This is a genomic window from Aliivibrio friggae (genome assembly GCF_057368515.1).
Map to the genome: position 1 here is coordinate 918,302 of NZ_CM170648.1, position 13,292 is coordinate 931,593.

The following is a 13,292-nucleotide window of genomic DNA, read 5'->3' on the forward strand; positions in this document are numbered from 1 at the left end:
ATTTATTAAATAAAAAGGGCTTTTGTTTTTTCCTCTCACCAACATTGATAATCGAATTTCCTTCATTGCTATATAGGTAGACTTTTTCTATCATATTGAACCCTTTATTTTTTATCTCAAGGCGAGTAGATGTCTTTATTCAGAATACTTACGCTAAGTATTTTTCTCTCTTTCTCTACTTTTACTTCTTCTTTTGCAAGCAATACGATTTTCTATCCAATGCCAATTCATACTGATGGTCAGTATATAACGGCTCAGCAGCTTTTCTTACGCGATGATGGTGCAGTTTGGATGTACGACGTGTATGGACAAATTCATTTATTTGATGGACAAAATATTTTCACGCTAGGTGACAAATCAGGTACACAACGTCCCAAAGAAATTTCATATTTTGATGATAAATTTTGGTTTATTAAAGAGAATAAAATTCAGAGTTGGTCTGATCAGGCTGGTTTTAACATTGAATTCAAACTACCGCTGGACAGTAAACAACGCAGTTTACACCAAAGCAATGGTGTATTTTGGGGGCATGATGGAGAGCAATTTTTCATTTACGAACCTGAAGATAAATCATTCATTAGTGCGAATATTATAGGTTCGAATACTAGTTCTATTATCAATGAAATAGAAATAACGGATGCTATTTATATTGATAAACGCTGGCTAGTGGCAACTTCAGAAGGGTTATTTGAATTTGATCAGGAAACAAAAACGTATACCCCGCTATATTTGGGGCAGTACATTGATGCTATTTTTTATTCAGAAGAAAAAGGCCAAATCATTCTTGGCACACATGACAGTATTTGGTTAACAGAGTTAGTAGAAGAGCAGATAACGATCGCTCGCAAGATACCAATCAAAAAATCGTTATTGTCATTTGCTGAGACAAATCAATCGTTTTGGTTTGGAACCGATAATGGTTTATATAAATGGAATTTTTCAAGCCAACAACTTGAATACTTTCAATCGATTGTTCGAGATGATTACTCACTGGAAGGCAATAAAATTTATGCCTTACTCGAAGATAAGAATAATGGGGTTTGGGTTGCCACCGATAATGGTGTTAGCTATTACTCTGATGGCAGTCGATTATTTTCTCGTATTCGCTATAAAGAAGCGAATGGGAGACTAGATATGAATGAAATAACCGCTATTTTGCAGACCCCAGATGACAATGCCTGGTTTAGTTCTACGACGGGATTATTTTGGATAAATTCGTTGGACTTACAATCACCTATTCATGAAGTAATGTCACATCATGTAAATGATCTTAGCTATGGGCAAGGTTTTGTATGGGCTGGGACGACAACTGGTGTTTATCAAGTTGATAGAAAGACAAAAGAAATTAACCTGCCAAAGGGGCTTGAGGGAATTAAGAGTAAGAATATCGATAACTTGCTAATGGATTCTTCCGGTATTTTATGGTTTTCCAGTAATGATGGTTTATACAAATATAATACCAAGACCACTCAGTTGATGGACTTGGGTTTTTCTTGGGTTTTAGAGAAGAAATATTCTAGTAAAATTACTCATTTATATGAAAATAAAAATGGCCAACTATCTATTGGTACAAATATGGGTATGTATAGATACGAAAACGGCGCCCTGACATTTGATTACGTCTATGTTAGTGCTGGTAGCATTCTTGATATGGTCGATACTGAATATGGAAATTCATGGATAGTAAGTAACTATGGTTTGCAGATCAGTGAGCAAAATAAAGGGAGAAGAGACATCCCATTATCTGCAAAATATACGACGCCTCATTGTGTATTATCTACCAGTAATGGAGTCTGGTTGTCATCAAGTAAAGGTCTTTCTTTATATACTCACCAAGGTCGTTTAACCAAGCACTTTGGTAGTCAAAGAGGGCTCATTAATAATGAACTATTAACTGGGCTATGTTCTATTTCATCTAATGGAACAATGATGTTTGTGAGTAAAGATGGTCTTTTTTTAGCGAATGAACAAGAATTACTTGAGTATCAAATCACGAAACCACACGTTGTTTTTAGTCAGATTAATATCGATCATTCTACCGTAAGTTATGGATCTGATAAAAAGCGCTTAGAACCTATCCCGTATGGCGCAAGTATCTCTTTTTTATTCGGTGTTTTACCTGAGTTTCAAAACACGGCTCTCTCCTACCAGTTAGTTGGTGCTAGTGATGCAACATGGCAAAATATTGATGGCAACTCACTTATTTTTGATTCTTTAAAACCTGGAAAATATACCTTAAGAATTAAGCCTCGTAATATTGGTCAACGAACCAGTCAAGTCACCGAGTTTTTATTCTATGTAGAAGTCCCTTGGTTTTTCGCACCTTGGTTCATATTTGCAGTGTTTAGTTTTCTTCTACTTAGTGTGGTTGGTATTTATTTTTGGCGATCAAAAGAGATTAAAAAAAGTAATGAACAATTGAAAAAACGAGTAGAGCGGAAAACGCTTCAGTTGAGTAATCAAGGTAAGGCATTAATATCAAGCAATCGACAATTACAGAAGTTACTTACAGTAAGGCAGCATGTAATATCTGAAATGGCAGAACAAGCAGAGCAACCAATCAGAGAAATTCAAAGTAACTTACAAAAGAAAGGGTCATTAACTAATTTGCTTTTGGCGAATCAGTGTGAATACAGCTTAACGTTATTGAAGCAGTTAACGAATATTGAACCTTTTGTGATGCTACAAAAAAATAATCGAACCAATCAGGTATTTATGCCGTTACTAAGGGCTGCAGTTAAGAGCTGGAAAGATGAGTATCATACAAAAGGCATTGAGCTCTATTTAGATGATCATTCAACGAGTTGCTCTGTCTTTGTTCAGCCATTATTGATTGATGCGATTTTTAATAATTTACTTTTCAATTTATTAAAAAGAAGCCAGTTTGGTGAGCAAGTGACAATACGTATTGATTGTCATGATCAGAGAGTAATCGCTTACTTCTTGAGTGAAGGAGATAGCATTAGTGTCGATGAATTAGAAGAGTTGAAGCGAGTAGATTTAACCGAGGTTATAGAAGTACTCAACCAAGCTTTAGGGCTTTCTTCTGTTAAGCAATTAACAGTACAAAATGGAGGCCACTTTGAAATCACAAAAAACACACTTGGTGAAAATGAACTGGCACTCTCTTGGCCTATTGCCAGCGATATATTGAGTGATAAAACTCAATGTATAAAATCAGAAGGCAGTACTGCCGCTGAGAAAGACATACAACAGGAGTGGCTAATAGATGTCTATCAAATAGTTGAGGATAATTATCATGACTCTGCGTTTGGTACTCGTGCTGTAGCCAAAACATTATTTATCTCTGAGCGAAACTTTCAGCGTAAATTTAAGACGATAACTCAACGCTCATTTATGGAGTACTTGATTGAAGTGAAGTTAGAAAAAGCATGTGAGTTATTGATCTCAGGAAGTAAAGTCTCTGATGCGGCATTTGATTCGGGGTTTAATGATCCATCTTATTTTAGTAAACGATTTAAGCGTCATTATGGATTATCTCCAACGCAATTTGTCACTGAAAATGAAGAGTAATTGGATTGAAATTAGAAAAGTAGCTAAGAAAAAAAAGATCGCGACGTAGCCGGGGGGACTACGTCGCGGGCATCAAAGATACCTTCGCTTGCTGCCGAGGTAATAAGAGAAATCCTATTACCTCTATTAGAATAAAAAAGTTAAGAGGTTTCCCTCTCGATGTAAATAACTATACGTCGCCACGCTTATTTTACATATCAAAATAACGACAACTCTCTAGTACAAAAGCGACAAATTACCAAATTAAGTCATAAGGTGTTGATTTTAAATTGTTATTAACATGGTGTCGCTTTTGTCTTATTTCTAATTTATTTTAACGTCATTTGGTTTTTAAGTATTTTTAACGTAATTGACGTTAATTGATAGTGGAAATCCGAAAACTTATTTTTCTTTAAAATAGAACATTTATAGGATTTTTGTCAATTTACTGACAAAAATTGATTTAGCGCAAGAAAAATGTAAGCGTAAGTTATAGAATGAAACGAAATAATAATGATTCTCACTATCGTGGAGCTTGAGATGAAACTAACGCAATTAGATAGCGGAAAAAAAGCCGTAGTAACAGATATGTCTTTATTACCAACAGATACAAGAAAGAAACTAATGGTAATGGGAATGCTACCGCATACGGAAATCTCTATTTTGCGTAAAGCTCCAATGGGTGACCCATTACAAATTAGCGTAAGAGGTACTTCTCTCGCTATTCGTAAAAATTTAGCAGAACAGATCACAGTTAAGGAATTATAAGATGCAGTATCAAGTACTAACTGTAGGTAACCCAAACAGTGGTAAAACAACCTTATTTAATGGCCTAACTGGTGCAAAGCAACAAGTTGGTAACTGGGCTGGTGTAACAGTCGAAAAGAAAACAGGTAAATATACGTGTTCTGGTGATGAGTTTTTATTAACGGATTTACCTGGCATTTATGCACTAGACAGTGGTAATGATGTAAATAGCCTTGATGAAACGATCGCTTCGAGAGCGGTTCTAACACATGATGCCGACGTTATTATTAATGTGGTGGATGCCTCTTGTTTAGAACGTAGTTTATACATGACATTACAGCTGCGAGAATTGGGTCGCCCAATGATCGTTGTGCTGAATAAAATGGATGTATTAAAGCGCCAACGACAAGTTCTTGATATTAAAGGTTTAGAGAAAAAACTAGGTTGTCCAGTACTTGCACTTTCTGCAAACAACAATGGTCAAGTTCATAAGTTTAAAGAAAAACTTCATAAATCTATTGCCCAAGGCATCAAAATGGCTCCGCTTGAGTTGACGTATGGTGAGCAAGTTGAGGCGGCAATAGAGGAAGCGTCATCATTATTTACAAGTGATTATGCATCAAGTCGTTCACTGGCTATTCGTGCATTAGAAAATGACGCATTAGTATTGAATGCATTAGAAGCAGAAAAAAGAAATGCAGTGGTTAATATCGCTAATGTATTAACGACGCAAGTCGAAGCTGATTTTCATATTGCGGATTGTCGATACACATTTTTACATCAATTATGTCAGCAATTACGTCGCCAAGAAGGTGGTTTAAGCCACAGTGTTAGTGAGAAAATTGACCGTGTAATTTTGAATAAATGGATCGGTATTCCTTTCTTTTTCTTTGTCATGTACCTGATGTTTATGTTCTCTATTAACATTGGTAGTGCATTTATTGATTTCTTTGATATTGGTGTTGGTGCATTACTGGTTGATGGTAGCCATTATTTATTAGATGGTCATTTGCCTGTTTGGTTAGTTACACTTATCGCTGATGGTGTTGGTGGTGGTATTCAAACCGTTGCGACATTTATTCCTGTGATCGGTTGTTTATACTTATTCCTATCTTTACTTGAAAGCTCTGGTTATATGGCTCGTGCCGCTTTTGTGCTTGATAAAGTAATGCAGAAGATTGGTTTGCCAGGTAAAGCGTTTGTTCCTTTGGTTCTAGGCTTTGGTTGTAATGTTCCCGCTATCATGGCGACTCGTACGCTAGAGCAAGAGCGTGAACGTAAACTGGCAGCATCAATGGCTCCATTTATGTCATGTGGTGCACGTCTTCCTGTTTATGCTCTATTTGCTGCGGCTTTCTTTCCAGAAAATGGTCAGAACGTAGTCTTTGGTTTGTACTTCCTTGGTATTTTAGCTGCGGTATTTACAGGCTTATTGCTAAAACACACTATTTATCCGGGTCGTAGTGATACGTTTATCATGGAAATTCCAGATTATGAATTTCCAACAATGCGTAACATCATGATTAAAACATGGCAAAAACTGAAGCGCTTTGTTCTTGGTGCAGGTAAAACGATTGTTGTTGTTGTAACTATTTTAAGCTTCTTTAACTCATTGGGTATGGATGGTTCATTTGGTAACGAAGACAGTGAAAACTCTGTGTTATCAAAAGCAGCTCAAATTGTAACTCCAGTATTAGCACCTATTGGTATTCAAGAAGATAACTGGCCAGCAACGGTGGGTATTATTACCGGTATTTTTGCAAAAGAAGCGGTAGTCGGTACATTAAACAGTTTATATTCAGATCCTGCAGATGAAGGTGCTGAGTTTGATTTAATGGCAAGTCTTGAAGAAGCAGTGATGTCTATTCCTGACAACCTATCTGGCCTAAGTTATTCAGATCCTCTAGGTGTTGAAGTGGGTGACTTAACAGACTCTAATGCTGTTGCTGAAGATCAGGGTGTTGCTGATTCAATCTTTGGTAATCTACAATCTCACTTTGTGACAAGCGCAAGTGCGATGGCTTACTTAATCTTTATTCTGCTTTACACTCCATGTGTGGCTGCAATGGGTGCATATATGCGAGAGTTTGGTCGTCAGTACTCTTACTTTATTGCGGGTTGGACGATGTTATTAGCGTACGTATCATCAACGCTGTATTACCAAATTGCGAATTTTTCTAATGCACCAATGACAAGTAGCATGTGGATTGCAATTTCGCTAATCGCAATGGCAGTGACTTATCTTGCCTTGAAACACAAGAGCAAAGAAGTAGAGCAACAAGAGGCAGCCTTAGTATGATTTTAACAGAGCTTAAACAGTACATTGATGAACAAGGTCGAGTTGAACGTATTACTTTAGCTAAGAAGTTCAGTATGAGTGAAGATGGTGTCGATGCAATGCTTGAGCTCTGGGTGAAAAAAGGGAAGTTAACTCGTGAGCTTATTGGGTGTGAGAAGACTCAGTGCTGCCAAGAAGCAGAACGTGTCTGGTATCGGCCTGTATACAAAGATGAGTTAATGACAACTTACATACGATAGTCGCTTAACTTAGATTAAAGTGATAAATAAAAGCGAGAGCCAATTGGTTCTCGTTTTTTTATGGGCGAAAGGGGGGCTAGGGACGAGAATTTAGGGACTAGATAAGATCAAAAGAAAAGGTGGTTATTAATTTATTTATTCACTTACAATATTCTAGTTTCTAGTTTCTAGTTTCTAGTTTCTAGTTGCGAGGAGCTAGAGCTTGAGAGTTCTGCTCGCTTTTACCTAATTACTCGTACCTAGTCCCTGCTTTATAAGCACAAAAAAAGACACGCAATTTGCATCGCGTGTCTTTCTATTTTCGTTAACTAAACTCTATTGCTAGAGCATAAAATTAGTTAATTACTTTTTCTTCAGCTTGCTCAGCTTGAGAAGCTTGGATAGCCGTTAGAGCTACTGTGTAAACGATATCGTCTACTAGAGCGCCACGAGACAAGTCATTTACTGGCTTGCGCATACCTTGAAGCATTGGACCGATAGATACTAGGTCAGCAGAACGTTGAACGGCTTTGTATGTTGTGTTACCAGTGTTTAGGTCTGGGAATACAAATACAGTCGCTTTACCCGCAACAGGAGAGTTAGGTGCTTTAGAAGCAGCTACGTTTTCCATGATTGCAGCATCGTACTGAAGAGGACCATCGATCATTAGATCAGGACGTTTTGCTTGAGCAAGTTTTGTTGCTTCACGTACTTTATCAACGTCTGCGCCTTTACCAGATTCACCAGTAGAGTAAGAGATCATTGCAACGCGAGGGTCGATACCAAATGCCGCTGCAGAGTCAGCAGATTGGATAGCGATTTCAGCAAGTTGCTCAGCTGTTGGATCAGGGTTGATCGCACAGTCACCGTATACAAGAACTTGATCAGGCAGAAGCATGAAGAAGATTGAAGATACGATAGAAGCATCAGGTGCTGTTTTGATGATTTGGAATGGAGGAACGATAGTGTTTGCTGTGGTATGAACCGCACCAGATACAAGACCGTCAACTTCACCCGCTTCAAGCATCATAGTACCAAGGAATACTGAATCTTGTAGTTTCTCACGAGCCACAACTTCAGTCATGCCTTTCGCGCCACGTAGTTCAACTAAACGAGCAACGTAGTTTTCACGTACAGCTTCAGAATCGATGATTTCAACGCCAGCACCAAGTTCAACACCTTGTTGAGCAGCAACACGACGGATTTCTTCTGGGTTACCAAGAAGAACACAAGTCGCGATACCACGCTCAGCACAGATAGCCGCAGCTTTAACTGTACGAGGTTCATCACCTTCAGGAAGAACGATACGCTTAGCCGCTTTACGAGCAAATTCAGTTAACTGGTAACGGAATGCTGGTGGGCTTAGACGACGGATACCTTCAGTACCTTCAGATAGAGAGTCAATCCAAGGGCCATCAATGTGGCTAGCAACGTGTTCGTTAACAAACTCAATACGCTCTTTATCATCTGCAGGAACTTCAAGGCTGAAGCTTTGTAGATTTAGAGAAGTCTGCCAAGTGTTACCTTGCGCTGTGAAGATTGGAAGACCAGCATCTAGTGCAGGCTTACAAAGTTCAGCGATTGATTTAGGGATCTCGTAACCGCCAGTTAGTAAGATAGCACCGATTTCAACGCCGTTCATTGCAGCAAGACATGCAGCAACAATAACGTCAGGACGGTCAGCAGAAGTTACTAAAAGAGAACCTGGTTTGAAGTGCTCAATCATGTGCGGAAGAGAACGTGCACAGAAAGTGATGCTCTTAATACGACGAGTCGCGATTTCACCTTCGTTAATGATTTCAGCATTAAGGTGCTTAGCCATATCGATAGCACGCGTAGCGATTAGATCGATTTTCCAAGGCACACAACCAAGAACACGAATAGGGCTAGAGTTGAAGATTTGCATTACTTCAAGATTAGTCTTAGTCGTAGCATCTGCATCATCAAAGATTTCAGATAGGTCAGGGCGAGTACGGCCCGCTTCATCAACAGGTGCATTTAGTTTGTTGATGATAACGCCAGCGATTTGTTTGTTCTTAGTACCGCCGAAGTTAGAACATGCTACTTCGATACGCTCTTTAAGTTGAGAAGGATTATCTGTACCAGGAGTAGCTACAAACACAATCTCAGCGCCCAGAGTTTTTGCGATTTCACCATTTAATTGGTTAGCAAATGGGTGCTTACGAGTAGGAACAAGACCTTCGATAAGCGTCACATCAGTATCTTCACTGATAGACTTATAACGAGCAACGATTTCTTCTAAAAGAACATCAGTTTGATCGTTACGTAGAAGTTCTTCTGCACGAGAAACTGTTGTAGGTTCTGCTGCTTTAATATCGCTACTGCTAGTCACAATTGAAGTAGTTAGATCAGGTTGATCACCACCGTGACGAGGTTGAGAGATAGGTTTGTAAAAAGAAACGCTTACGCCTTTACGTTCCATAGAACGTAAAACACCCAAACTTGCGCTAGTTAGACCAACACCAGCACTGATTGGAACAAGCATAATAGTACGAGACATGGAAGATTCCTCTACACTATTGGGGCAAGAGACCTTATTGAAAAAATAAAGCCATAGAAAGAAAAAAGGCTAACCTAATGGCTAGCCTTTTAGGAGATATATTATAGACCAGTTAATTTAGCTGTGTCTTCTGCGATTACTAGCTCTTCGTTAGTAGAGATAACCATTGCAGGGATGCGGCTGTTTGCTGTAGTGATAGTACCTTCACCACCGAAACGTGCTTTAAGGTTAGCTTCGCTATCAACTTCGATACCGAAGATACCTAGACGGTTAAGAACCATTTCACGGATTGGAGCAGAGTTTTCACCGATGCCGCCAGTGAAAGTGATTGCGTCTAGACGACCTTCTAGAGTTGCTGTGTAACCTGCAACGTATTTAGCTAGACGGTGACAGAATACATCCATCGCACGAGTTGCTTCTTCTTTCTCACCGTAGTTGTCTTCAACGAAACGACAGTCAGAAGTCACTTGAGTTAGACCTTGTAGGCCAGACTCTTTAGTTAGCATCGTGTTGATTTGCTCAACAGAGTAACCTAGTGCGTCATGTAGGTGGAAAACGATCGCAGGATCGATATCGCCACAACGTGTACCCATTACTAGACCTTCAAGAGGAGTAAGACCCATAGAAGTGTCTACAGATTCGCCGTTCTTGATAGCACATACAGATGCGCCGTTACCTAGGTGACAGTTGATGATGTTAACTTCTTCAACTGGCTTGTTTAGTAGACCAGCAACTTCACGAGTGATGAACAGGTGAGAAGTACCGTGCATGCCGTAACGACGGATACCGTGATCTGTGTATAGGTTGTACGGTAGAGCGTATAGGTAAGACTCTGCAGGCATAGTTTGGTGGAAAGCAGTGTCAAATACAGCAACGTTTTGAAGTTCTGGGAAGTTATGCTTCGCAGCTTCGATACCGATGATGTGAGCAGGGTTATGAAGAGGTGCAAAAGTTGCAGCGTCTTGAATACCTTTAAGTACTTCGTCAGTGATTAGTGCTGACTTAGTGAATTGCTCACCACCGTGTACGATACGGTGACCGATAGCGCCTAGGTTAGCTTTAAGCTCTGGCTTAGAAGCAAGGATAGTTTCTACCATAAATGCTAGTGCTTCTTCGTGTGCTGCACCTTCACCTAGTTGAGCTTCATGCTTGCCATCAAGTTTCCACTTCATACGAGCTTCAGGAAGACCAAGACACTCAGCAAGACCAGTTAAGTGCTCAGCACCAGATTCTGCGTCAACAACCGCAAATTTAAGAGAAGAACTACCGCAGTTTAAAACTAAAACCAGCTTAGACATGTATAAATACCTATTTATTCATCAGTAATTAAAGTTATGTCGTAAATGACATAACAATGACAAATGCAGTTAATTTAAAAATTATTACCGCATTTGCATAAAAAAGTTGGCTATCCTTAGAAAGAGCATTACAGCAGTCCTTGCCGATTTATCCTATTTTAGCTTATAGTAGAACTACAGCTAAAAAATAAATCAGCGCATAGGATAACGATTGTGCGCTAAGATAACAAAAATATTTTAAGATAATATTAATTCTAATCAAGTTTATTCTCTGTTTTTTTGAATAATTAAACTTTTGTTTAGAAATTAAGGGGGCAATATGAGTGAAAACGGTTTTCTATTCCGATTTCGAGACGGCCAGACTTATATGGATGTTTGGCCTGAGCGAAAAGAGTTAGCTCCAATGTTCCCAGAGCAACGAGTGATTAAAGCCACTAAGTTTGCAGTAAAGGTGATGCCAGCCGTTGCTGTTATCAGTGTGCTGACTCAAATGGCTTTCAATAATACAGCAGGCTTGCCGCAAGCGATTATTATTGCTTTATTCGCACTAAGTATGCCACTACAAGGATTTTGGTGGTTAGGTAATCGAGCAAATACAGTATTACCACCAGCATTAGCAAGTTGGTATCGTGAGTTGTATCAAAAAATTATTGAATCAGGGGCTGCATTAGAGCCAATGAAGAGCCAACCTCGATACAAAGAGTTAGCGAACATTTTGAATAAAGCGTTTAAGCAGTTGGATAAATCTGCACTAGAACGCTGGTTTTAATAGTTTGTAACACTAAATCGACATAATAAAAAAGGAGCTAATATTAGCTCCTTTTTTGATCTTCGTTTATCACTACTCTGAATAAATAAGTATCCAGAGTAGTGAAATAGGAATTACATACGCTCTAGCGTTTCAATACCTAATAGGTCTAGACCTTGTTTGATTGTTTTAGCTGTTAGTGCAGCTAGTTTCAGGCGGCTTTGCTTAACAGCTTCGTCTTCATTGTTAAGAATTGGGCACGCTTCGTAGAAACTAGAGAATTGACCAGCAAGTTCAAATAGGTAAGCACACATTAAGTGAGGTTGACCTTCACTTGCTACTGCTTGAACTGCTTCTTCAAATTGCATTAACTTAGAAACAAGTGCTTTTTCTTTCTCGTCAGTGATCTTAACTTCACCAGTTAACTCATCCATAGACAAGCCAGCTTTGCTGAAGATAGAAGCAACACGAGTGTAAGCATATTGCATGTAAGGCGCTGTGTTGCCCTCAAATGCAAGCATGTTGTCCCAATCGAAGATGTAATCTGTCGTGCGGTGCTTAGAAAGATCAGAGTACTTAACCGCAGCCATTGCAACAGTCGTTGCAATCTTCGCTTTTTCTTCAGCAGATAGATCTTTGTTTTTCTCTTCGATTAGTGCTGTTGCGCGTTGCTCTGCTTCATCAAGAAGATCAGCAAGACGAACCGTACCACCTGCACGAGTTTTAAATGGACGCCCATCTTTACCTAGCATCATACCAAACGCGTGGTGCTCTAAAGATACGCTTTCAGGAACATAGCCTGCTTTACGAACAATAGTCCACGCTTGCATTAGATGCTGGTGTTGACGTGAATCGATGAAGTAAAGAACACGATCAGCATTCAGTTCTTCGAAACGGTATTTAGCACAAGCGATGTCAGTAGTTGTGTAAAGGAAGCCACCATCACGTTTTTGAACGATAACGCCCATAGGCTCGCCATCTTTGTTCTTATATTCGTCAAGGTAAACCACTTGAGCACCATCACTTTCAACCGCTAGGCCTTGTTTTTGAAGGTCAGCAACGATTGGAGCAAGCATGCTGTTGTACATGCTTTCGCCCATTACGTTCTCACGAGTCAGTGACACGTTTAGGCGATCGTAGTTACGTTGGTTTTGAACCATAGTAACGTCAACAAGTTTCTTCCACATCTCTGCGCAGAACTCATCACCGCCTTGAAGTTTAACAACGTAACCACGTGCAGTTACTGCAAACTCTTCGTCTTCGTCATACAGTTTTTTAGATTCACGGTAGAAACCTTCAAGATCAGACAGTTCCATAGAAACTTCGCCTTTCTCTTTTTGGATGCGCTCAAGGTTTGCGATAAGCATACCAAATTGAGTACCCCAGTCACCGATGTGGTTAGCACGAGTCACGTTGTGACCTAAAAACTCAAGAGTACGAACAACAGCATCACCAATGATAGTTGAGCGTAAGTGACCAACGTGCATCTCTTTTGCAACGTTTGGCGCAGAGTAATCGGCAACGATGTTTTGTTGTTTTTCTTTAGCAACACCTAAGCGCTCATCAGCTAATGCTGCTTCTGCTTGTTTTGCTAGAAATTCTTCAGACAAGAAAATATTGATAAAGCCAGGGCCTGCAATTTCAGTTTTGCTAGCGATGCCATCAAGATCTAAAACATCCAGTACTTTCTGAGCAAATTCTCGTGGGTTAGTACCTAGTCGTTTAGCTACGCCCATAACGCCGTTAGCTTGGTAGTCACCAAATTGAGCTTTTGCAGATTGACGAACTGCGGCAGGGCTGCCTGCTGGCGCGCCGGCTGCTTCTAAGGCTTGAGATACTTTGTCGTTAATAAGTGATTGAATATTCAAAGAGTTATCCTTCATATCGCTGTTAAACAGGAATGCTGTTGCATGGAAAGCAAAATAGTCGCTAATAATAGCAATAAAAC

The 13,292-nt window shown here is 39.5% G+C and carries 8 protein-coding genes; 5 read left to right on the plus strand and 3 right to left on the minus strand.

Features of this window, described 5'->3' with window-relative positions; genetic code table 11:
• The first annotated feature begins 129 nt into the window (after nucleotides 1-129).
• The 4 genes from AC2INI_RS04325 (at nucleotide 130) to AC2INI_RS04340 (ending at nucleotide 6,798) form a co-directional block, all read left to right on the plus strand.
• Nucleotides 130-3,534, plus strand: coding sequence for a helix-turn-helix domain-containing protein (locus AC2INI_RS04325; protein WP_486305416.1), 3,405 nt, complete (start codon nucleotides 130-132; stop codon nucleotides 3,532-3,534).
• Between the two features lie 519 nt (nucleotides 3,535-4,053).
• Nucleotides 4,054-4,281, plus strand: a complete 228-nt coding sequence (locus tag AC2INI_RS04330) for a FeoA family protein (RefSeq protein ID WP_045101569.1) — start codon at nucleotides 4,054-4,056, stop codon at nucleotides 4,279-4,281.
• 1 nt (nucleotide 4,282) lies between these two features.
• Entirely contained in the window at nucleotides 4,283-6,559 is a 2,277-nt protein-coding gene (gene feoB / locus AC2INI_RS04335; protein WP_486305417.1) for a Fe(2+) transporter permease subunit FeoB, read from the plus strand.
• Nucleotides 6,556-6,798, plus strand: coding sequence for a FeoC-like transcriptional regulator (locus tag AC2INI_RS04340; protein WP_486305418.1), 243 nt, complete (start codon nucleotides 6,556-6,558; stop codon nucleotides 6,796-6,798). Before feoB ends, AC2INI_RS04340 begins: the two co-directional genes overlap by 4 nt.
• A 334-nt stretch (nucleotides 6,799-7,132) precedes the next feature.
• Here the strand turns inward: AC2INI_RS04340 and pta are convergent, their stop codons facing one another.
• Nucleotides 7,133-9,298: a phosphate acetyltransferase gene (gene pta, locus AC2INI_RS04345; protein WP_060990454.1), complete on the minus strand. Its 2,166-nt coding sequence runs from the start codon at nucleotides 9,296-9,298 to the stop codon at nucleotides 7,133-7,135.
• A 101-nt stretch (nucleotides 9,299-9,399) separates the two neighbouring features.
• On the minus strand, nucleotides 9,400-10,596 hold the full coding sequence (locus AC2INI_RS04350) for an acetate kinase (RefSeq protein ID WP_061001859.1): 1,197 nt from the start codon (nucleotides 10,594-10,596) through the stop codon (nucleotides 9,400-9,402).
• Between the two features lie 319 nt (nucleotides 10,597-10,915).
• Between AC2INI_RS04350 and yfbV the strand changes: the two genes are divergently transcribed.
• Nucleotides 10,916-11,365 carry a terminus macrodomain insulation protein YfbV gene (gene yfbV, locus AC2INI_RS04355; RefSeq protein ID WP_045101574.1) on the plus strand — a complete coding sequence of 150 codons (450 nt, stop codon included), beginning with the start codon at nucleotides 10,916-10,918 and terminating at the stop codon, nucleotides 11,363-11,365.
• 113 nt (nucleotides 11,366-11,478) lie between these two features.
• Here yfbV and argS read toward each other — a convergent pair whose 3' ends face one another.
• Nucleotides 11,479-13,212 carry an arginine--tRNA ligase gene (gene argS / locus AC2INI_RS04360; RefSeq protein ID WP_486305419.1) on the minus strand — a complete coding sequence of 578 codons (1,734 nt, stop codon included), beginning with the start codon at nucleotides 13,210-13,212 and terminating at the stop codon, nucleotides 11,479-11,481.
• Nucleotides 13,213-13,292 lie beyond the last annotated feature (80 nt).